This is a genomic window from Glutamicibacter soli (genome assembly GCF_052322135.1).
Classification (GTDB): domain Bacteria; phylum Actinomycetota; class Actinomycetes; order Actinomycetales; family Micrococcaceae; genus Glutamicibacter; species Glutamicibacter soli.
Genome location: NZ_CM125969.1, coordinates 333773 through 354650, shown reverse-complemented (window position 1 = coordinate 354650; position 20878 = coordinate 333773). Strand labels below are relative to the sequence as shown.

Annotated in this window: 18 protein-coding genes; 6 read left to right on the top strand and 12 right to left on the bottom strand. The window is 66.6% G+C overall.

Going from position 1 to position 20878, the window contains the following annotated elements:
* Positions 1 to 18 precede the first annotated feature (18 nt).
* From alr to ACTX90_RS01700, 8 genes are all read right to left on the bottom strand, one after another.
* Complete coding sequence (alr, locus tag ACTX90_RS01735; RefSeq protein ID WP_443442857.1) at positions 19 to 1221, bottom strand: alanine racemase; 1203 nt, start codon at positions 1219 to 1221, stop codon at positions 19 to 21.
* Positions 1222 to 1329: 108 nt separating this feature from the next.
* A complete protein-coding gene (gene pdxR, locus ACTX90_RS01730; protein WP_113607626.1) occupies positions 1330 to 2844 on the bottom strand; it encodes a MocR-like pyridoxine biosynthesis transcription factor PdxR in 1515 nt (504 codons plus the stop codon).
* Positions 2845 to 2847: 3 nt separating this feature from the next.
* Positions 2848 to 3747 carry a universal stress protein gene (locus ACTX90_RS01725; RefSeq protein WP_113607625.1) on the bottom strand — a complete coding sequence of 300 codons (900 nt, stop codon included), beginning with the start codon at positions 3745 to 3747 and terminating at the stop codon, positions 2848 to 2850.
* A gap of 28 nt (positions 3748 to 3775) precedes the next feature.
* On the bottom strand, positions 3776 to 5266 hold the full coding sequence (locus ACTX90_RS01720) for a helix-turn-helix transcriptional regulator (protein ID WP_183043213.1): 1491 nt from the start codon (positions 5264 to 5266) through the stop codon (positions 3776 to 3778).
* Positions 5267 to 5384: 118 nt separating this feature from the next.
* Entirely contained in the window at positions 5385 to 5828 is a 444-nt protein-coding gene (locus ACTX90_RS01715; RefSeq protein WP_443442854.1) for a GTP-binding protein, read from the bottom strand.
* Positions 5779 to 6372, bottom strand: a complete 594-nt coding sequence (locus tag ACTX90_RS01710) for a GTP-binding protein (protein WP_443442852.1) — start codon at positions 6370 to 6372, stop codon at positions 5779 to 5781. The genes ACTX90_RS01715 and ACTX90_RS01710 overlap by 50 nt, the downstream gene beginning before the upstream one ends.
* Positions 6369 to 8042, bottom strand: coding sequence for an amidohydrolase (locus tag ACTX90_RS01705; protein ID WP_443442850.1), 1674 nt, complete (start codon positions 8040 to 8042; stop codon positions 6369 to 6371). Before ACTX90_RS01705 ends, ACTX90_RS01710 begins: the two co-directional genes overlap by 4 nt.
* A gap of 48 nt (positions 8043 to 8090) precedes the next feature.
* Complete coding sequence (locus ACTX90_RS01700; RefSeq protein ID WP_181728136.1) at positions 8091 to 9548, bottom strand: MFS transporter; 1458 nt, start codon at positions 9546 to 9548, stop codon at positions 8091 to 8093.
* Between the two features lie 830 nt (positions 9549 to 10378).
* On the opposite strand from ACTX90_RS01700, the gene aceA reads away from it, so the two are divergent.
* The 3 genes from aceA (at position 10379) to ACTX90_RS01685 (ending at position 14625) form a co-directional block, all read left to right on the top strand.
* Complete coding sequence (aceA, locus tag ACTX90_RS01695) at positions 10379 to 11683, top strand: isocitrate lyase (protein WP_113607620.1); 1305 nt, start codon at positions 10379 to 10381, stop codon at positions 11681 to 11683.
* An 80-nt stretch (positions 11684 to 11763) separates the two neighbouring features.
* On the top strand, positions 11764 to 13401 hold the full coding sequence (gene aceB / locus ACTX90_RS01690) for a malate synthase A (RefSeq protein WP_443442848.1): 1638 nt from the start codon (positions 11764 to 11766) through the stop codon (positions 13399 to 13401).
* Between the two features lie 159 nt (positions 13402 to 13560).
* Positions 13561 to 14625, top strand: coding sequence for an alpha/beta hydrolase (locus ACTX90_RS01685; protein WP_443442846.1), 1065 nt, complete (start codon positions 13561 to 13563; stop codon positions 14623 to 14625).
* Between the two features lie 15 nt (positions 14626 to 14640).
* Here the strand turns inward: ACTX90_RS01685 and ACTX90_RS01680 are convergent, their stop codons facing one another.
* Positions 14641 to 15204 (bottom strand): histidine phosphatase family protein, encoded by a 564-nt coding sequence (locus tag ACTX90_RS01680; protein WP_047118065.1) that lies wholly within the window; start codon positions 15202 to 15204, stop codon positions 14641 to 14643.
* Positions 15205 to 15447: 243 nt separating this feature from the next.
* Between ACTX90_RS01680 and ACTX90_RS01675 the strand changes: the two genes are divergently transcribed.
* Entirely contained in the window at positions 15448 to 16824 is a 1377-nt protein-coding gene (locus tag ACTX90_RS01675) for an amino acid permease (protein WP_082123781.1), read from the top strand.
* A 16-nt stretch (positions 16825 to 16840) separates the two neighbouring features.
* Here the strand turns inward: ACTX90_RS01675 and ACTX90_RS01670 are convergent, their stop codons facing one another.
* On the bottom strand, positions 16841 to 17557 hold the full coding sequence (locus ACTX90_RS01670; protein WP_443442844.1) for a YoaK family protein: 717 nt from the start codon (positions 17555 to 17557) through the stop codon (positions 16841 to 16843).
* Between the two features lie 119 nt (positions 17558 to 17676).
* Here ACTX90_RS01670 and ACTX90_RS01665 point away from each other — a divergent pair, with 119 nt between their 5' ends.
* A complete protein-coding gene (locus ACTX90_RS01665) occupies positions 17677 to 18369 on the top strand; it encodes a DsbA family oxidoreductase (protein WP_047118067.1) in 693 nt (230 codons plus the stop codon).
* 22 nt (positions 18370 to 18391) lie between these two features.
* On the opposite strand, the gene ACTX90_RS01660 is transcribed toward ACTX90_RS01665, so the two are convergent.
* Positions 18392 to 19021 (bottom strand): LytR C-terminal domain-containing protein, encoded by a 630-nt coding sequence (locus tag ACTX90_RS01660; RefSeq protein WP_052772209.1) that lies wholly within the window; start codon positions 19019 to 19021, stop codon positions 18392 to 18394.
* A 43-nt stretch (positions 19022 to 19064) separates the two neighbouring features.
* On the bottom strand, positions 19065 to 19367 hold the full coding sequence (locus ACTX90_RS01655; protein ID WP_047118068.1) for a type II toxin-antitoxin system VapB family antitoxin: 303 nt from the start codon (positions 19365 to 19367) through the stop codon (positions 19065 to 19067).
* Between the two features lie 279 nt (positions 19368 to 19646).
* Between ACTX90_RS01655 and ACTX90_RS01650 the strand changes: the two genes are divergently transcribed.
* Positions 19647 to 20687 carry an isopenicillin N synthase family dioxygenase gene (locus ACTX90_RS01650; RefSeq protein WP_047118069.1) on the top strand — a complete coding sequence of 347 codons (1041 nt, stop codon included), beginning with the start codon at positions 19647 to 19649 and terminating at the stop codon, positions 20685 to 20687.
* The last annotated feature ends 191 nt before the right edge of the window (positions 20688 to 20878 follow it).

The window sequence follows — 20878 nt, the reverse complement described above, 5'->3', positions numbered from 1 at the left end:
CCAGAATGAACCAACTTTTTAGGTACCAGGAACGTCCGGGGCGGGAATCGACTCGAGATAGATCCTGGGCACCCGAGTTCCGATGCGGGTCAGGATTTCGTACGGGATCGTGTCCGCGGCTTGGGCCCACTGGTCCAGGTGCGGCTCCCCGTCGGTTCCCGGCCCGAAAAGCAGGGCCTGTTGGCCCGGCACCACGGCGTCCGAACCGACCTGGACCATGAACTGGTCCATGCACACGCGCCCGATCACCCGGTACCTCCCGGCGCCGATCTGCACCGGTCCCTTGCTGCTGGCGCTGCGCATCACCCCGTCGGCGTACCCGAGGGGGATGATGGCCAGCTGGGTGGCGGCCGCGGCGCGTTCAGTTCCCCCGTAGCTCACCGCGGCGCCGGCGGGGGCGGCTTTCACATGCGCGACGGCCGCGCGCAGGGTCATGGCCGGGCGCAGGTCCATCCGGGAGGTGCGGTATTCGGGCGGCAGCGGGTTGATGCCGTAGACGGAGATCCCGGGCCGCACCAGGTCGAAGTGGGCTTCCGGGTTGCTGAGCGTGGCCGCCGAGTTGGCGATGTGGCGCAGTCTCGGGGTGATTCCGAGGTCCCGGGCCACGGCGAGCGCGGCGCGGAATGCCGCCAGCTGCATCGAGGTCGACGGGTTCTCCGGTTCGTCGGCCGCGGCCAGGTGCGACCAGATGCCGGTGGCCTCGATCAGCCCGGCGTCCAGGGCGCGCCGCGCCGCGCCGCACAGCCGGGGCCAGTCCTCGGCGCTTGCCCCGCCCCGCCACATGCCGGTGTCGATCTTCAGATGGACGCGCGCGGGCCGCCCGGCCTGCCGGGCCGCGTGGCAGATCTCCTCGAGCTGGGCGCAGTCGTAGGCTGCCAGATCGATATCTTCCTCGATGGCCCGGAGGTAGTTGCTCCCGGGCGCATTGAGCCAAGTGAAGATCGGGGCATCGACTCCTGCGGCGCGCAAGGCGAAGGCCTCCTCCAGGACGGCGGTGCCCAGGTAGTCCGCGCCCCCGCGCAGGGCCGCGCGGGCTGCCGGGACCAGCCCGTGGCCGTAGCCGTCGGCCTTGAGCACCGCCATCAGCTTCGCGGTGCCCGCGATCCCGCGCAGCGTTTCAACATTGCCGCTGATGGCTCCGAGGTCGATCAGCGCGCTGCGCTGCGGGTTCGCGGTGTCGATCCGGGCCGCCGAGTCGAGGAAAATCGTGGGACTGGGCATTGTCGGGCCTTTCTCCTGGTAGCGATTGATTGTCCCAACTGTCACCCATTAACCGCACGGCACCCAGACCCAGTTCGCCCCGATTTTCCTAAGACCAGCGCCGCGGGCTCACGCCTGCCGGCCGAGCAGGGTCTTGATCGTGTCGGCCAGGATCCGCACCCCCGGCTCGATGGATTCCACGTCGATCGCCGCGAACCCGAGGCGGAAGTGGTTCCGGTGCAGCTCCGGGCTGTCGAAGAAGATGTCCCCGCGCTCGATCACCACTCCGCGTTCCAGGCACCGCGCGCCCAGCTCACGGCAGTCGAGGTCCGGCGGCCCCTGGATCCAGATGCTCACCCCGCCCGGGGGCGTATTCAGCTCCCAGGGCAGATGCTCGTGCAGGGCGTCGGTCAGGCTGACCCACTTGCGCTGCAGCTGGGTCCTGCGGCGGGAAATGGTGCGCTGGTATTGGCCCGAATCGATCATGAGCGCCATCGCCCGTTGCGGATGCCCTGCGATATGCCTGACCCGGTACCGGCGCTGGGTGCGCAATTCAGCGATCAGCGCCGCGTCGCCGACCAAGTAGCCCATGCGCAGGCCGGGGGCCAGGAACTTGGTGAAGGATCCCAGGTACACCACATGGCCTGAATTCTTCAGCGCCTTCAGGGCAGGCGTCGGCTTGCCCCGATAGCGGAATTCGCTGTCGTAGTCGTCTTCGATGACCAGCGTGCCGCTGCGCGCGGTGGCGTCGAGGATTGCGCGGCGGCGGGTCACGCTCAGGGTCGCGTTGGTCGGGCTGTGGTGGCTCGGGGTCAGGTACACCGTGTCGATCCGCTCGAACGAGTCGGGCGGCACCATCCCGTGGGAATCCACCTCCAGCGGCAGCAGCTGCGCGCCGGTGCGGGCGAAGGTGTGGCGGGCGTCCACGTAGCCGGGGTTCTCCACCGCCACGGTGGTGCGCGAGTCCATGGTCGTCTGCGCCAGCAGGTCCAGCCCCTGCTGCGACCCGGCGGTAATCAGGATGTTTTCCGGGTGTGCGATGATTCCGCGCGCCGGGAGCACCCGCTGGCAGAGCATGTCCACCAGATACGGGTCGTCTTCGTCCACCGAGTCGCGCAGCGAATAGTGCAGATGCGGCGGGTCCAGTGATTCGCGAAGCGCCCGAGCCCACGCCAAGCGGGGAAAGTCCCGTTCATCCACCTGGCCGGCGACGAATGGGTAGGGGTAGTCCCTCCAATTGCCGATCTTGGTGATCTCGGGGCGCCCGGCCCCGACGCGGGACTTGATGTGCCGCTGCACGTCGATGGGCGAAGCGCCCGAGTTCCCCGGTCCGCGCTGCACGTTCCTCGAGGAGAGCATTTGGGTGTTCACGAAGTATCCGCGGCGCGCCCTGGACTCGATCAGCCCGGAGGCGAGAAGCTCCTGCAGCGCGGCATTCACGGTGTTGCGCGAGAGCCCGAGTTCACGGGAGAGCTCGCGGGAGCTGGGCAGGGCCAAGCCTGGCACGATGCTTCCCGTATGGATCTGGTGCTCCAGGGCCAGGCGGAGCTGCCGGTACAGCGGCTCGGCTGAATCCTCCCCGATGGAAATCGGGGCCAAGGCCTGCGTTTCGACTGTCCGGGCGCCCTCCTCCTGCACGGTCACCGCCTACAGCCTGGCTGCGGGTTCGGAGCCGGCGGCAATGTGGTACCTCGGCACCACCACCATGGGCACCGGCAGGGCGCGCAGCATCTTGTTCGCGGTGGCCCCCATGAAGATCTTGCTGCGCTCGGCCAAACGGCTTGAGCCGATCAGCACCAGCTCTTCCTCGTCCCAGTCCAGGGTGTTGATCGCGGCCTCGATGGAACGCCCCTGGGCCACCTCGGCTGTCACCACGGTCCGGTGGGCGACGGCGCTGACCGCTTCGTCGAGCACGCGGCTGGAATGCGCCTGGGTGCGCTGGCCGAGGTTGCTGATGCCCTGGGCCTGGCTGAGATCCAGCGCAACCAGGGACACCAGACGCAGCGGGACGTGGCGCGCCGCGGCGGCTTCGACAGCCGACTGCAGTACCGCTTCGGACCCCGACCTGGTGCCCAGGGCGCAGGTGATGCGCGTCAGCAGCCGGGGCGGGCGGTACCCCGAGGGGGCCAGCGCCACGGGTACCGGGGAGGAATGCAGCAGCGCGTTGGCGACGCTGCCTACCGTGAAGCGCCGCAGCGGGCCGTGGCTCGCCGCGCCGATCACCACCAGGTCCGCGTTGAAGGCCGCGACGGCTTCAAGCATGCCGCCGGCCATGGAATCCGCGAACCGAATGTGGATTTGCGCGTCGAGCGCCGACGGGACCAGGTCCAGGCAGCGCTGCATCCAGCCCATGGCGGTATCGTATTGAAACTGCTGGAAGGTCTTCTCGCTCTGCGTGGCAGTGTTCTCCGGCGCCTCGCCCCTGATGATGTGCACCAGCTCCAAGCTGACGGTCGACGGGTCGGCCAATGAGCGCGCCAGCGTCAGTGCAAGCGAGATCGCCTCACGGCCGCGTTCATCCGCGGTGCATCCAATCACGTACTTCACGTTTTACCGCCCTTCCGGCGTCAATGGGTTAAGCCTGTTCCTCCAGGAACTTATAGACCTCGGTCTCGTCCACGCCGGGGAAGGCCCCGGTGGGCATGGCCGCCAGCAGGTGCGTATTCGCGCGCGTGGCCGGCCACGCATTGCCGAACCAGGTGGACGACAGATCCGCCGGAGGGCGGCGGCAGCAGTTCTCGTCCGGGCACTTGGACTGGCAGCGTTCCTTGGTGTCGCGCCCGCGGAACCACTTCACGTGCTCGAAGGGCACGCCGATGGACAGCGAATACAGCCCCGACGAGTGCCGCTCGGTGCGGGCGGTGCACCAGTAGGTGCCGTTGACGGTGTCGGTGAACTGCTCGAAGGCGCGGAACTTGTCCGCCACGTCGAAGACCACCCGGCTGGTCCAGTAGCGGCAGATGGTCTGGCCCTCGATGGCTCCGGTGTGGTCGGCCGGGAAGTTCACCCCGTCGTTCTCATAGGCCTTATGCAGGATGCCCGACTCGTGCACCTTCTGGAAGTGGCAGGTGATGCCCAGGTGCTCGGTGGCCAGGTTCGTGAAGCGGTGCGCGGCCGACTCGTAGGACACCGCGAAGGCGTCGCGGATGTCCTCCACGGCCAGCGCGCGTTCCTTTTTCGCCTGATGCAGGAAGTCGGTGGTTTCCTTCTCCGGCATCATCAGCGCCGCGGCGAAATAGTTCGTGGCCACGCGCTGGGACAGGAAATCGGCGTAGTTCACCGGGGTCTGGTGCCCCAGCACATAGTGGCCCAGCGCCTGCAGCAGCACCGAACGCGGGTCGTGGTCCGCGCGGGTGGACTGGGTGAGGTAGATCCGGTGGTTCTTCAGGTCGGTGACCGAGCGGGTGGAGTGCGGAAGGTTGCCGACGTAGCGCAGGCTGAAGCCCAGGTATTCGGCGATATCGGCCGAGCGGTGGTGGGACAGCGGCCCGCCGGTGTGCCCGGCGGCCTTCAGGATGCGTCCGGCTTCCTGCTCGATCTCCTGGTAGTAGTTGTTGCGCTGGCGCATTTCCTCGCGCAGCTTGGTATTGGCCCGGCGGGCTTCCTCCGGGGTGGCCGCCTGCTCGTCGAGCCGGTGCTCCAGCTCGCGCTGCAGCCCGACCAGGGATTCGAGCACGTCCATGGGCAGCCGGCTGGAGATCCTCACCTTCGGCAGGCCCAGCGAGTCGTAGAGCGGACCGCGCTGCGCGCGTTCGAGCTCGATTTCCAGCGCGGCGCGCCGCGAGGGAGGCTCGGCCCCCAGCAGGTCGTCCACGCTGACGCCGAGCGCCGCGGCCAGCGACTTGAGCAGCGAGAGCTTCGGCTCGCGCTTGCCGTTCTCCACCAGCGACAGGTGGCTTGGCGCGGTTTCAACCAGCGCACAGATGTCGTCAAGGGTCATGCCCTTTTCCTTGCGCAGGTAGCGGATGCGCCGCCCCAGGGCGATCACGTCGAGCTCTTCCTCGACTCCGGCGCCGGCGGCCGGCCCCTCGGGACGGGCATCTCGATTCCATGTGGTAGCAGTCACACGACCAGAGTAAGGGAAGAAGTTGCAAAGTTTCCAGTAGAATCCGGCATATTTCCCATGGTTACCCGCAATTCACCGGCATCGGCGCGAATTATGGTGGAAATTTTCACACTCTCCCTTAGGAGGTTCCATCCGCCGGCGAGGCCTGCAGCTCCGGAAGCGCGGCGGCGATCTGGGCCAGCACGTCCTCGGCGCGCTCGCCGGCGGCGATCAGCACCAGCTGCGGTTCCTGTGCACCGGACCAGGCCCCGCAGTCTTCGAGCTCCAGGCCGGAGCCGCTGTACTGCACCAGCGTGCGGCGCTGCGGGCTGTCCTGGAGCCGGAGGAAGCCCTTGGCGCGCTGCAGGACCTGCGGGCACCCGGCCAGCGCGCGCTCCAGCCGCTCACGGTCGACCGGCCGCGTCCCGCGCAGGGCCAGGCTGGCAAAGGGGTGGTTCCCGCCGTGCTCCGGCGTCGGCTCCGGTTCCAGTTCCCGCGCCCCGGCTTGGTCCGGCAGCGCCCCGAGCCAGCGTTCAAGACCGGCGATGCGGTCCGCGCCATGCGGCGATGCGGTCCGCGCCATGCGGCGAGGCGAGCACCGCGGCCTGCGGGGCGGCCTGGCTCACCAGTTGCGCGGCCTGTTTTGCCCGGTCTTCGGGAAGCAGATCCGTTTTGGACAGCAGCACCAGTTCGGCCGCCCGCAGCTGGTCCAGCACGGTGTCGCCGATGAACCCGTCGCGCAGCTGCCTGCCGATCGCCCCGGCGTCGGCGCAGACCACCAGTCCCCCGGGCGCGAACCCGGGAAAACCCTGCCAGGGCGCGAGCTTTGCCGGGTTGCCCACCCCTGAAACTTCCACCACGACCCGGTCGAAGTCCCCGCGGCCGGCCAGCGGCTGCAGGGTTTCGGCCACGCTGTCGCGCAGCGAACAGCACAGGCACCCGTTGGCCAGCTCGACGGAATCGGAGCGGGCGGTGCGGATGAGTTTCGCGTCGATGTTCACCGCGCCGAAGTCGTTGACCAGCACCGCGATGCGCTGCGCCGACTGTTCCAGCAGGTCGTTGACCAGCGTGGTCTTGCCCGCCCCGAGGTAGCCGCCGAGCAGCGTCAGCGGGACGGCGCTGCTCATCGCCGTCCCTGCAGCGCCGCGCCGTGGCGGGCCTGCTGGGGCACCCCGCCCAGCAGCGTACCGTGCACCTGGATGCCGCCCAGCGCTTCGGGCTCGACCTCGAACGGGTCTTCGTCCAGGATGGCCAGGTCGGCCCGCTTCCCGGCCTCGATGGAGCCGACCTCGTGGTCCATCTTGAGCATGTAGGCTGCGCCCAGCGTCACCGCGTGCAGCGCCTGCTCGACGCTGATCCGCTCGTGGTCGCCCAGCACCCTGCCCGACGGAGTCAACCGGGTGACCGCATGCTTCATTGTCTGCAGCGGATTCAGCTCGGTGACCGGGGTATCGCAGTGCAGCGAGATCGGCACCCCGGCACGCAGCGCGGAGCGCGCGGCATTCATCCGCGAGGCCCTGTCGATCCCGAGGATCTTGTCCGCATGCTGGTCTCCCCAGAACCACAGGTGGTTGGAGAAGATGTTCGCGCAGGCGCCCAGCGCGGCGGCGCGGCGGTACTGCGCCTGGGTGGTCAGCTGCGAGTGGGTCATGGTGTGCCGGTGGTCCGGCCGCGGGTGCTTGATCAGCACCTTTTCCAGCGTGTCGAGGAACAGCTCGCTGGCCTGGTCGCCGTTGCAGTGCACGTGGATGAGCAGCCCCGCCTGGTGGAAGGCGCTGAAGGCCGCCTCGAATTCCTCGGGGGACGTGTTCCAGATGCCGTTCTCGCGCGTGCCCAGGTAGCCCGGTTCCTGCAGGCGCGCGGTGAACCCCTGGATGGACCCGTCGAGCATCAGCTTCACATGCCCGAAGCGCAGCTTCTCGTGCCCCAGCGTTCTGATCCCAGCCAGCTGCCGCGCGGTCTGCTCGGCCAGCGGCCCGGTGCCCAGCCCCATTCCGAACTGGAAGACGTTCAGCCGGACCGGGAAGTGCTCGTCCACGGTGTCCGAGTAGTCGCGCCGGCCTTCCTCGCTCAGCGGGCGCATGCTGCCCAGGTCGGTGATGGTGGTGACCCCGTGGTTGACCGCGTCCTGCGCGAAGTTGCGCAGGCTTTTCTCCGAGAGCTCCAGCAGCCCGCCGCCGAACAGCTCATGCACCAGTCCCAGCGCGGCGAACTCGCGCAGTTCGCCGGTGGGGGTGCCGTCGGGGTATTTCTCCACGCCCTGAACCTGCGTGGAGCCGTCGATGCCTGCGGCGCGCAGCGTCGCGCTGTTCACTACCGCGACATGGCCATTGGCGTGGGTGATCTGCACCAGCCGGTCCTCGGCGACCGAATCAAGCTCCCGGGCCAGGATCCGGGTGTCCGGGAAGTAGATGTTATCCAGCCCCCAGGCCTTCAGCGGGGCGCCCGGCTCCAGCTGTTCCAGCGCCTCGCGCAGCCGGCGAAGGATCGCCTGCGCATCCCTGCAGCCGGGCCACACTGTCCCTTGGGGGTCAGTCCGGTCGAAGTAGCCCACGTAGACCTGTCCGTCCCACATCCCGCCGGATCCTGCATGGGCGTGCGCCTCAACGAAGCCCGGGACGATCACCTTGTGGCGGTAGCGCTCGTCCACCACGCAGTCCGGGTAGCCCAGCAGCTCGTCGAGGCTGCCCACGGCGCGGATGCGCCCCTCGCGCACCGCCACCGCTTGGGCGGCGGGACGGGACGGATCCATGGTGTGGACCGCGCGGGCGGGATAGATGATGGTCTGCGATGTCATGGGTTCTCCGGTCTTCTTGGGTACGGTAGTGAAGCGCGGCGGCGAAGCCTACCGCGCCAGGTCGGTTTCCAGCGCCTGCTTCGCGGCTTGCGGGGCCTTGTCGTTGCGCATGAACAGCAGCGAAATGACGCACAGCGCCAGCGCGGCGATGCAGATGATCCACACCAGGCGGTAGGAGTCTATCGAGGCGCCCTGGGCCGGTCCCACGGTGGAGGCCAGGATGACGCCGAACACCGCACCGCCCACTGCCCCGCCCAGGGTCTTGACCGAGTTGTAGATGCCGGTGGCTATGCCGGTCTGGTCAACCGGGGAGATCTCGGCGACCAGCGCCGGCATGGCCCCCATCAGCATGCCGAAGCCCAGTCCGGCCAGACACTGGTAGGCGATGACCATGGCGAACACGTCATGGAAGAAGACCAGCAGCAGCAGTCCGGCCGCGCCCAGGCACACCCCGAGCAGCAGCACCCCGCGCATGCCGGTCACCCTGGCCACGTAGGCGAAGATCGCCGCGGCGATGCAGCTGAGCAGCGTCAGCCCGGCGCTGAGCAGCGAAATGAGCCCGGGGGCCAGGGCGAAGCCGAAACCGACTTCCTCCGGCTTGGCCGCCAGGAACGTCGTGCCGATGGTCTGGGTGCCGAGCATGACGGTGCCGTAGAGGAACGCGGAGAGGTAGGGCGGCCACATCAGCCGCGAGCAGACCAGCTTCAGGTCGATCGCCGGGCAACTGGTTTTAGACTCCCAGAACACCCAAGCCACCGTGATGACCACGCAGGCGAAGAGCGTGAGCAGCACCTGCGGAGAGGAAATGCCGAATTTCTGGATGCCGCTCAGGCCCAGCAGCATGGTCACCATGGAGGCGCCCAGGCCGAGGAAACCCAGGTAGTCGACGGTGGACTTCGAACGCACGGTGGATTCGGGCACCAGGAACAGCACAACAATCATGCACAGCCCGGTCACGATGGCCGGCACCAGCAGCACCGTGGTGAAGTTCCAGCCCAGCCCGGCGATGACACCGGAGGCAAGCATGCCGGCAATCACCCCGATGGTCAGGAAGGAAATGAGCAACCCGACCGAACGCCGCGCGCGGTCCCCGGAAATCCGGTCGTGCACCATCGCGATTTCCAGCGGGAGCCAGACCGAAAGGGGTCCGGTGAGGATGCGCCCGATGAGCACCAGCGCGTAGTTCCCGGAAAACGCCACGAAGCAGACGCCCACCAGCACCGCCAAGACCGCCACCCGCAGCATCCTGCGATGCCCGAAGATGTCTCCCAGCTTGGCCAGCACCGGTATGCAGACCGCGGAGGACAGGGTCCAGAGGGTGACGAACCAGGTGATGTCCGCATCGGAGATGCCAAGCCGCTGGCTCAGCGCTCCGTACAGCGGCAGGTAGTAGCCCTGCACGAATCCGCTGGTGAATTCCACGAAGATCAAGAATCCCACGACCGCGCTCAGCTTGAGCGGGATCCCGGGTGCAATACTCAGGCCCGAACCCTTGGTACTCGACACGTTTGTCTCCCTTGCATCTTTTCGACCGTGCTGCCCTCGTTCATCCGAAGGCAGGTTGAAATGCCCCAGAAATCGTCGTGGCTGGCTGTGCGCTCGTGTAGCTGCCGCGCTGTCCGCAGCGTGCAGTCCGCCCTTTCGCAAACGAAACGCCATGGCTAGAACTATATTCTTGTTTCATCTTTTCTGTGGCTCAAGTCACTATGCCAAACGCTTGCTCGACCCCAAAGGGCCAGTTGGGCCACATTTTTCTAGGACCAAGCGTGCCTGCGGCGCTTCCAGAACCCCGTGTCGCGGAAATTGCGCCCGAATCCCCGGCGATCGCGAAATACAGCATTTTGAAAGAACGCCATTTCTTCGACCGGCCACACGCGGATATATCCCCTCCACTTTTCGCGCGACAGTGAGGTGGCGCACAGCATGCGGCATATGGGAAGCGCGCAATTCGCCAGCCCCCGAATCCGCATCGAGCCCTCGAAAAGTTTCCCGGATACAGCCTCGAAGCACGCCCCTCACCTGCTATGTCAACTTCATGTCGCAGTTCCCGCAACGAAGGAGGCACCCCACTCACCGACATTCAGACAAGGAATTCCGTGATTTCTTGACACCGATTTCGACCCAAAATCGCGACTTTCTGCCTCTTGGATCACAATCAGCATCAAGAAGTGCAAACCTTCCAGAAAAACGAAGAACGGCGAATCTTAATCTGAAATTCCCCTGTTGGAGGGGTTGCAGGCAGGGAATAGTTGTTGTCACGAAGAAGTTCACCGGATCGAAACCGCCAGGTTCACCGGTCCGAACGAACACCGAGCTTGTGCGAAGGAGCCAGCAACATGACTACCAACGAGAATTCGATCGAGAACCGCGTCGCCGCCCTCGAAAACGACTGGGCAACCAACCCCCGCTGGGAAGGCGTCACCCGCGATTACTCCGCTGCAGACGTCGTGAAGCTCCAGGGTCGGGTCCAGGAAGAGCACACCCTGGCCAAGCGCGGTTCCCAGAAGCTCTGGAAGCAGCTCACCGAGGAAACCCCGACCGGCGGCTACACCAACGCACTGGGCGCACTGACCGGCAACCAGGCAGTCCAGCAGGTCAAGGCCGGCCTGCGAGCCATCTACCTTTCCGGCTGGCAGGTTGCAGCCGACGCAAACCTCTCGGGCCAGACCTACCCGGACCAGTCGCTGTACCCGGCTAACTCGGTTCCGCAGGTTGTCCGCCGCATCAACAACGCGTTGCAGCGTGCAGACCAGATCGAGTTCTCCGAAGGCATCCAGACCGTCGAGGACTGGATGGTCCCGATCGTCGCAGACGCCGAGGCCGGCTTCGGCGGCCCGCTGAACGCCTACGAGCTGATGAAGTCCATGATCACCGCCGGCGCTTCGGGCGTCCACTGGGAAGACCAGCTGGCCTCGGAGAAGAAGTGCGGCCACCTGGGCGGCAAGGTCCTGATCCCGACCCAGCAGCACATCCGCACCTTGAACGCAGCACGTCTGGCAGCTGACGTCGCCGGCACCCCGTCCGTCGTCATCGCCCGCACCGACGCCGAGGCGGCAACCCTGATCACCTCCGACGTCGACGAGCGCGACCAGGAATTCATCACCGGCGAGCGCACCCCGGAAGGCTTCTACAAGGTCCGCAACGGCATCGAGCCATGCATCGCCCGTGCCAAGGCCTACGCTCCGTACTCGGACCTGATCTGGATGGAGACCGGCACCCCGGACCTGGAACTTGCCCGCAAGTTCGCCGAGGCAGTCAAGAAGGACTTCCCGGACCAGATGCTTTCGTACAACTGCTCCCCTTCCTTCAACTGGAAGAAGCACCTGGACGACGCAACCATCGCAAAGTTCCAGCGCGAACTCGGCGCCATGGGCTTCAGCTTCCAGTTCATCACCCTGGCCGGCTTCCACGCACTGAACCACTCGATGTTCGATCTGGCCAAGGGCTACGCGAAGGACGGCATGAGCGCCTACGTCGAACTGCAGGAGCGCGAATTCGCTGCCGAGGCTGACGGCTACACCGCCACGAAGCACCAGCGCGAAGTCGGCACCGGCTACTTCGATGCCATCTCCACCACGCTGAACCCGAACGCTTCCACCCTGGCGCTGGTTGGTTCCACCGAAGAAGGCCAATTCCATTAGACCCTGACGGGTCGATGGTGCCGGCTGACAATGACGTCAGCCGGCACCACCACCATTTTTAAGCTTTTAAGGACGCTGCCATGAACACCCCGATCACCCTGAACAACATCACCATCACCGCCACCGAAGTGCGCTACCAGGAACAGATCCTCACCAGCGAGGCACTGGACTTCCTCTCCGCACTGCACCAGGGTTTCGAACACCGCCGCAACGAGCTGATGCAGAGCCGCCAGCTCAACCGGGCCCGCATCGCCAACGGCCGCGACCCGAAGTTCCTGGAAGAAACCCGGAACATCCGCGAGGACGCTTCATGGCAGGTCGCCCCGATCGCACCGGGCCTGGAAGACCGCCGCGTGGAGATCACCGGGCCGATCGAGCGCAAGGCAGCAATCGCCGCACTGAACTCCGGCGCCAACGTTTGGCTGGCCGACATGGAGGACGCCTGCTCCCCGACCTGGCAGAACGTGATCAAGAACCAGGTGAACCTGATCCGCGTGCTTGACAACGAGCTGGACTTCACCGCACCGGACGGCCGCGAGTACAAGCTGGCCACCCACGACCTGAAGCAGCTGCCGACCATCGTGGTCCGCCCCCGCGCACTGCACCAGCCGGAGAAGCACCTGCGGGTGGACGGCGCACCGATGTCGGCCTCGCTGGTTGACTTCGGACTGCACTTCTTCCACAACGCCAAGCGCCTGATGGCAGCCGGCCGCGGCCCGTACTACTACCTGCCGAAGCTGGAGAACCACCTGGAGGCACGCCTGTGGAACGACGTGTTCAACATGGCGCAGGACATGCTGGGCATCGACCGCGGCACCATCCGCGCCACCGTGCACATCGAGTGCATCACCGCGGCCTTCGAGATGGAGGAGATCCTCTACGAGCTGCGTGAGCACTCCTCGGGCCTGAACGCCGGCCGCTGGGACTACATCTTCTCGATCATCAAGAACTTCCGCTCCCGCGGACCGCGCTTCGTGTTCCCGGACCGCGATTCGGTGACCATGACCGCACCGTTCATGCGGGCCTACACCGAGCAGCTGGTGCGTGCGTGCCACCGCCGCGGCGCCACCGCCATTGGCGGCATGAGCACCTTCGTGCCAAGCCGCAAGGACGCCTCGATCAACGAGCTCAATCTGGCCAAGGTGCGCGAGGACAAGGCCCGCGAGGCAGCCGACGGCTTCGACGGCTCGTGGGTGGCCCACCCGGACCTGGTGGCAGTGGCCCGCGAGGTGTACACCGAGGTGCTGGGCGAGAACCCGAACCAGATCGGCCGCACCCGCGAAGACGTTCAGGTTTCCGCCACTGCGCTGCTGGACGTGGCCGGCCTGGAAGGCAAGATCACCGAGCAGGGCATCCGCGACAACATCGAGATCGGCATCCGCTACATCGAGTCGTGGCTGCGCGGCAACGGCGCGGTGGTGCTGCGCAACCTGATGGAGGATTCGGCCACCGCCGAGATCTCCCGCTCGCAGCTGTGGCAGTGGATCCACCAGTCGGCCATCACCGACGAGGGCGAAATCGTCACCCGCCGCTGGGTGCAGGAGCTGGCCGAGGAGACCATGGACCGCATGGAGCGCTTCGAGGGAGACCGCTTCGAATCCGCCATGGAGATCTTCGAGGCCTGCGCACTGCGCGACGACTTCCCGACCTTCATGACCCGCAACGCCTACCTGCGCTACCTGGACATGCCAGTTCCAGTACTGGAAATGGCAGGCTAGCCCCGCAGGCAGGCAGCACCTAGAGACCCGGCCGATTGTCAACCAGTCGTCCTCGTGAATCGGCCACGAATTGCGGCATTCATCCGTTGGTAACCAGTCCCGCGGGTGGATGCCGTTTTTCGCGCCCTGCGGCCCTGCGGTGTTGGGTAGGCTGAACACATGGCGTTCCAGTTCAAAAACCCGGCCGAGCAGCTGTGGGAGCCCGACCTGCTGGGCGAGGGCTTCTCCCGGCGCACGCTGCCGATGCTCGACGGCTCCACCGCCACGCTGGTCCGCCACCGCCGGCCGTCCCGCCTCCCGCGGCTGGCCCCGCCGCTGCGCGGGCTGTCGATCCTCTACGTGCACGGCTGGTCGGACTACTTCTTCCAGGGCGAGCTGGCGCGGTTCCTCACCGATGCCGGGGCCGACTTCTACGCCCTGGACCTGCGCCACTACGGACGCAACCTCCCGCTGGACGCCGAGCGCGACCCGGCCGGGCAGACCCCGCCGGGATTCACCAACAACCTGGAGCAGTACTTCGAAGAGTTCGACGCGGCGCTGCGCATCATCACCAGCGCCCACCCCGGCACCCGGGTGGTGCTGCTGGGGCATTCGACCGGCGGGCTGAGCGCGTCGCTGTACGCGGCGGCGAACCCGCACAAGATCGAGGCGCTCGCGCTGAACAGCCCGTGGCTGGAATTCCAGGCCAGCGAGCTGGGGCGCACCGCGCTGTCCAGGCTGTTCCAGGCCTCCAGCGCGCGCAACCCGCACCGCTTCCTGCCCAGCATCGACCCCGGTTTCTACACCCGCACGGTCTCCAGCCAGTTCGAGGGCGAATGGGACTACGATCTGGCCTGGCGCCCGGTCAACGGCTTCAAGATCACCACCGGGTTCATCTCCGCGGTCTTCGACGCGCAGGCGAAGGTCAAGAAGGGCCTGGACCTGCAGATGCCGGTGCTGGTGATGCTCTCGGCCAAGGACTACCTGCTGCCGCGCTGGCAGGACGCCGCGTCGAAGTCGGACGTCGCGCTGAACGTGCAGCAGATCGCCGAGCGCAGCCTGGACCTGGGCCGCGAGCTGCACCTGGTGCGGCTGGCCGACGCCCTGCACGACGTCTTCCTCTCCGCGCCGCCGGTGCGCACCCGGGCCTACCTGGATCTGGGATCGTGGCTGGCCGCGATCAAGAACCGGCAGCACGACTCGCAGCTGACCGCCAGCGTGCGGCGCGTGGTTCCGGGCGCCTAACCCGGCCCTCGGGCGCTACAGCGCGGCGGGCGCCTGGTCGTTGACCAGTTCCAGGCGCAGCCGGCCGCGCTCGTCCTGCTCGAGCACCGCCACCGAGCCGTTGCGGATGGTATCCAGCGTGTAGCCGGCGAAATCCGACAGCGTATACCGGATGATCGTGCCGTGGCAGATGACCGCGACGTTTTTCCCGGGGAAGTCCTCCATGATCTGCCCGATGGCGCGCAGCCCGCGGTCCACCACCGATTCCAGCGGCTCGATGCCGCCGCCGAGCTTCCCGGGCCAGCGGCGCAGCGCCTCGGCCTCGATCATGCCCTCGCCCTGCGCGTAGTCGCGCTCGACCAGCAGCTCGTAGCTCGGGCCCAGCTCAAGGCCCAGCCCGTCGGCGATGATCTGCGCGGTCTGCCGCGCGCGGTCCAGCGGGGAGGAGACGACCACGTCCCAGTTCCCGCCGGCGAGCACCTGTACCGCCGCGGCAGCCTGGGCACGCCCGGTGTCGTTAAGCGGGATGTTGCTGCTTCCCTGCAGGCGGCCTTCGAGGTTCCATTGCGTCTGTCCATGGCGGACGAATCCCAGCTTCATGCGTACCATTCTTCCACCGCGACGGGTCCGCGCCCGGCGGGTGTGGGCAATCCCACGGGTTTGCCCAGACACATTTTTACCCCATCTGCTTGCCGACCCACGTACGATTTGGTATGTTCCGCCCGCCCAGCGCGGCGCAGGGACACGCGCACCCCATCCCCCATATGAGGATCCAAGTAGTTCATCGTGACCGAAATCAAGGCATCCCTCGCCCGCGGGCTCACCGCCCGCCACATCCGCTTCATGGCCCTGGGCTCGGCCATCGGAACCGGCCTGTTCTACGGCTCGTCCGCCGCCATCCAGGCCGCCGGCCCGGCCGTGCTGTTCGCCTACATGATCGGCGGCGCCGCCGTCTTCATCGTCATGCGCGCCATGGGCGAGATGGCGGTGAAGCATCCGGTCTCCGGGTCGTTCGCGCACTACGCCTCCCGCTACCTGGGCCGCTTCGCCGGATTCATCACCGGGTGGACCTTCACCTTCGAGATGGCGATCGTGGCGATCGCCGACGTGACAGCCTTCGGCGTCTACATGGGCTTCTGGTTCCCCGACGTCGCCACCTGGATCTGGGTGCTAGCGGTGGTGCTGCTGATCGCGGCGATCAACCTGATGAAGGTCAAGGTGTTCGGCGAGACCGAGTTCTGGCTGGCGATCGTCAAGGTCAGCGCCATCATCGCGATGATCGGCGGCGGCATCGCGCTGATCATCTTCGGCTTCAACGCCCCCGACGCGCAGACCGCGACCGGCATCGACACCCTGATGGCCGCCGGAACGCTGTTCCCCAACGGCTTCATCGGGCTGCTGCTGTCCTTCGCCGTGGTGATGTTCGCCTTCGGCGGCATCGAGACCATCGGCATCACCGCCGGCGAGGCGGACGACCCCTCGCGGTCGGTGCCTGCGGCGATCAACACCGTGCCGTGGCGCATCCTGCTGTTCTACGTGGCCTCGCTGGCAGTGATCATGATGCTCTTCGACTGGCGCCAGATCGACGGCAGCGCCAGCCCGTTCGTGCAGATCTTCGACGCGCTGGGCATCCCGGCCGCGGCCCACGTGCTCAACGCCGTGGTGATCACCGCCGCCGTGTCCGCGATCAACGCCGACACCTTCGGCGCCGGGCGCATGCTCTTCGCGATGTCGGCCGAGGGCCACGCCCCGAAGTCCTTCGCGAAGGTCTCCTCCAACGGCGTGCCGTGGATGACCGTTCTCATCATGACCATTGTGCTGCTGGTCGGCGTGGTGCTCAACGCGCTGCTGCCCGAAAAGCTGTTCACCATCATCGCCTCGATCGCCACCTTCGCGACAGTATGGGTCTGGATCATGATCCTCGCCTCCTACTTGGCCATGCGCCGGGCGGAGAAGAAGGAGGCCGCGGCGGCCTCGCAGGGCCCGCGCGAGTACGCGGTTCCCGGCGGTTCGGCCACCGCCTGGATCGCCATGGCGTTCATGGTCTTCATCGTGGTGCTGCTGGCGCTGAGCGCCGAAACCCGCGTGGCCCTGTACACCGGCGTTGCGTGGCTGGCCATCCTTGCCGTGGTCTACCGCTTCGCGGTGCGCGGCACCTCCGGCGGTCCTTCGGCGGACGGCCGCGAGCGCGATTCGGAAGCTGTCTCCACCGGCCGCTAGACGGTCCGGCTCCCAGCTAATGGATCTCGCGGCGCGCCGGGGCGGGGGCTTGGACCTCCGGCCCGGTGCACCGTTCCGCCGCCAGCGCCAGCGTGGCCCACAGCAGCATGCCTCCGGCCGCGATCCACAGGCTGGACAGGCCCAGATGCAGGTAGGAGAATACCCCGGCCAGCGAGCCGAGGGTGATCATCGCCCACAGCACCGCGTAGCGGACCCAGAGCAGCCGCCCGGACCCGCGGTCCGAGCCGGTCAGCAGCCCCAGGATCGCGCCGCCCAGGTGTTGGCCGAGCTTGACCAGCGTGCCGGTCATGTAGGTCAGGCCCAGCGACACCTCCCCCGAACGCGTGTAGGAGACGTTGACCGCGCCCATCGAGGCCGCCAGCAGGCAGGCCCCGCCGAAACCCAGCTCGCCCAGCGAACCGAGCAGCGCCGCGGTGACCAGCAGCGCACCGCTGAGGTACATCACGATCGGACGGCGGTAGCGCGCGGCCCGCGCGGTGAGCACGGTCGCCACCACCACACCGCCCACGAAGCTGCCCACGAAGCCCATGGCCATGGACCAGCCGCCGGCATCGCCGGTGAGCAGGGCTGCCGAGGAACGCGTCGAGTTGCCGGACATGAAGGACAGGAAGTAGCCGCCGAGGTGGATGAAGCCCACGCCGTCGACGAACCCCGCCATCGCGGTGATCGTCCCCGCGAAGAAAATTCCGCGCCATCCCAGATTCCTGGCCACCGAACGCCGTCCCGTCCTTTCCGTCCCCGACTGCGGTTTCCCGCCTGAAGCCATTATCCCGTGCCGCGGGCAACGCCCCGTTGAAGGAATGCCTGCGCGCCGCGGCGCGTTATACGGGCATGAGTGAAACCACTGCTTCCCAGAATCCCGCCGACGCCAAGCGCCTGCGCGTGGATATCTTCTCCGACATCGCCTGCCCGTGGTGCTTCATCGGCAAGCGCCGCTTCGAATCCGGTCTGGAATCCTCCGGCCTGGCCCAGGACGTCGATGTCTACTGGCACGCCTACCAGTTGGATCCGACCCTGCCCGAGCACTACGACGGCAGCGAGCTGGACTACTTGGCCAAGGCCAAGGGCATGGATCCGGCCCAGGTCGAGGGCATGCTGGAGCACGTCACCGCCCAGGCCGCCGAGGAAGGCCTGTCCTACGATTTCCGGAAGCTGGTGGTCGCCAACTCGTTCACCGCGCTGCGTGTGCTGGAACATGCCAAGCAGCAGGGGCTGGGCGGCGAAATGAAGGAAGCGCTGCTCTCCGCGCACTTCGAGAAGGGCCTGGACACCGGCAACGTGGACACCCTGCTGCAGCTGGCCGCCGAGGTCGGGCTTGACGCCGCCGCGCTGCACACCGCGCTGGAGGCAGGCAGCTACGCCGACGAGGTCAACGCGGACATCGCCCAAGCGCGCCAGATCGGCGTCACCGGGGTGCCGTTCTTCATCCTCGACGGCAAGTACGGCATCTCCGGCGCGCAGCCGGCCGAGGTCTTCGCCAACGCGCTGACCCAGGTCCACGCCGAAACCGTCGGCGCCAACTAGCGGCTGCCGGGCCGGTTCCCCGCTACTGCTGCGCGATGCACTCTAGCGTGCCCGGGGCGGTGTTCAGTTTGCGGTCCTTGACCAGGTTCTCGAATCCGGTGCCCAGCGCCAGGTCCACCTCGGTGCCGTACATCATCTCGTCGTAGACGAACTCGGAGCCGGGCACCTGACGCTGGATGGTCAGCGCCTGCGCGTACCCCTTGGGGCCGGCCAGCACCACGGCGACCTTGTCCTCATACCTGTCCAGCCCCGAGGTGGTGGCCGAAATCTGGAAGCCTCGCTCCTTCAGCGCCTCCGCGGTCCTGCCGGCCAGTCCCGAAATGGTGGTCGTGTTCAGCACGCGCACCTTGAAGCTTGCGGGGTCCTGGTAGCTGAAGCTGGCCGTGGGGCAGGCCGGGTTGGCAATCTGCTCCGCGGGCTGGTCGTCGGCCTGCACCGCCGTCGGCGCGCCGCCGATCTTCAGCACCCCGGTGAAGGCCAGCGTGGCGGCGATGAACGCCACGAGCACCATGATTGCCATGATCGAGAATATGACGTTCTGCCGCTTGCGCGCGTCGCGCTTTGCCTGGGCGTTGGACACGAAACTCAGCTCTCGCTCGCCAACGATGTGAGCCCCGCGCAACGTCGCAGGGTCCTCGCGTTCGTGCATCATCGCACCCACTTTCAGGCAGCTCCCCTTTGTGGCGAAAGCATACCTAATCCGCGTCGAGATCCAAGACCCTGGCGTGGATCACCGAACGGTGGTGCAGCGCCGAGCGCAGCGCCCGGTGCAGCCCGTCCTCCAGATACAGCACGTTCCGGTAGCGCACGACGTGCGGGAACAAGTCGCCGAAGAACGTCGAATCCTCGGAGAGCAGCGTTTCCAGATCAAGCGTTGACTTGGTGGTTACCAGTTGGTCGAGCTTGACCTGCGAGGGCGGAATGGCGCTCCAGTCGCGGGTGCTGGTCAACTCGTGCTCGGGGTACGGACGCGAATCGCCCACTGCTCTGAAAATCACCCTTCAAGCATAGGCACCCGCGTAACAAATTACCCGAGGAAGCGACCAGATCACCGGGCCGGGCGCTGAATCGGGCATTATGCACGTCGAACGGACCACCGCCGAATCGCGAACCTCAAACATCCGCTTCGCAGATAAATCCGGTCCCGAACCCCTGCGAGCGCAAAGTATGCGCCCAGGTTCAGGGCTTGGCAAGGATTGTTACAACGGCTGAAACGTGGCGGAACGGTGCGTCATTTTAGATAGTAACAATCCATCAGTCGGGTGCACCCTAGGGTTATGAACAACGTAGTAACCGAGATCCCAGTCCTTGATATCTCCACTTCCCGGAATGCCGATGGCACGTTCAATCCCGAGTTCGTTGCCGCACTGCTCGACGCTGCCCACCGCGTCGGCTTCTTCCAGATCGTCGGGTACGCCTCGCGCGCCAACCAGGATCAGGAACTGCTGGACACGGTTGCCGAGTTCTTCGCGAAGCCCGTCGAGGAGAAGATCGGGCTCGACAACCGCAACAGCGCCCAGTTCCGCGGCTACACCCGCCTGGGCACCGAGATCACCCGAGGCCGCGCCGACTCGCGCGAACAGATCGACTACGGGCCGGACCGTGAGCCGCTGGCCGTCGTGCCGGCCGACAAGCCGTACCTGAACCTGCAGGGCCGCAACCAGTTCCCCGAGGACTTCCCGCAACTGCGCGAACACGCCATGGAATGGGCCGAGCTGATGAACCGCACCGGGCATGAACTGCTCTCGGCGATCTCCGTCGGTCTGGGCCTGGGCGAGGACTACTTCGACGAACCGTTCTCCGGAGCTCCCGCATGGATGGGCAAGCTGGTGCACTACGTGGGCGGCGGCATCGTGCCGGAGGCCGGCAACCAGGGCGTCGGTCTGCATGCGGATTACGGTTTCGTCACCCTGCTGCTACAAGACCAGGTCGGCGGGCTGCAGGTCCAGCCCTACGGCCAGGATTCGTGGATCGAGGTTCCGCCGACTCCAGGGGCACTCGTGGTGAACCTGGGAGAAATGCTCGAGGTCGCCACCGACGGCTACCTGATGGCCACCATCCACCGCGTAATCGCCCCGCCGGCCAATGTCGACCGCTATTCGGTGCCGTTCTTCTACTCCCCGCGCCTGGACGCTGTCATCGACAAGGTTGAGCTTCCGGCCGAGCTGGCCGCCGACGCGCGCGGCGTCTCAGACGACCCGCACAACCCGATGCTGGCCTCATACGGGGCCAACGTGCTCAAGGGTTGGCTGCGCGCCCATCCGCAGACCGCTGCGATCCACTACCCGCAGCTGATCCAGAATCGGGCTACCGCCTGACCCCAACAGCTCAATGAGCGACCGGGTTCCGGACAGAACAAACGTGAAGACTTCGACGGGGTATTGCGCCACCGCATCGAAGTCTTCACGTTTTTCGCGAGCTTGCTGTCTTACCCGACGCCTCCCCCAAGGCGATTTGGCCATTCCCCCAAAAACCAGCCATCGTTCAGTTTCGTAGTTCTCGCTAGACC